2 protein-coding genes are annotated in these 373 nt (G+C 56.0%); one reads left to right on the top strand and one right to left on the bottom strand.

All coding sequences use genetic code 11. The features are described 5' to 3' along the window. The coding region (locus tag EZM41_RS02955) for a dienelactone hydrolase family protein (RefSeq protein WP_232619012.1) at positions 1-250 on the top strand (250 nt) is incomplete at its 5' end. On the opposite strand, the gene EZM41_RS02950 is transcribed toward EZM41_RS02955, so the two are convergent. Beyond that, positions 212-373, bottom strand: a 162-nt coding sequence (locus EZM41_RS02950) for a 2Fe-2S iron-sulfur cluster-binding protein (protein WP_198469343.1), incomplete at its 5' end; no start/stop codon positions are given. The two genes, EZM41_RS02955 and EZM41_RS02950, sit on opposite strands and share 39 nt — an antisense overlap.

The following is a 373-nucleotide window of genomic DNA, read 5'->3' as shown; positions in this document are numbered from 1 at the left end:
CGGAGATGCGAATGTGATCGCCACCGCGCTCGAAGGAGTCCCGACGCCGATCTCAGAAGAGCTTTTATCGTGCCTTCAGGATGGCAATTACTCCGCCTATTACGCGACGCTAAAAAAGCATCCGCTCGTAGATCCAGCTACAGTAGCAGCCATAGGCTACTGTTTTGGAGGCGGAACGGTCTTAGAGCTCGCCAGGAGCGGCGCAGAACTCTCAGGCGTGGTGAGTTTCCACTTGCATCCCCTCACGTAGGGGCGTGATGCAGGTCCTGACGTTTGGCATGCCATCTACAACCATAAAACAGGAGGAGCACTTCCCTATGGCAGCCGGAGCCCATACGAGCGCTGCGCTATAACCCCTCGGTATCGAAATGAC

Source organism: Acetomicrobium sp. S15 = DSM 107314, assembly GCF_016125955.1.
GTDB classification, from domain to species: domain Bacteria; phylum Synergistota; class Synergistia; order Synergistales; family Thermosynergistaceae; genus Thermosynergistes; species Thermosynergistes pyruvativorans.
This window is presented reverse-complemented; position numbering and strand designations above follow the sequence as displayed.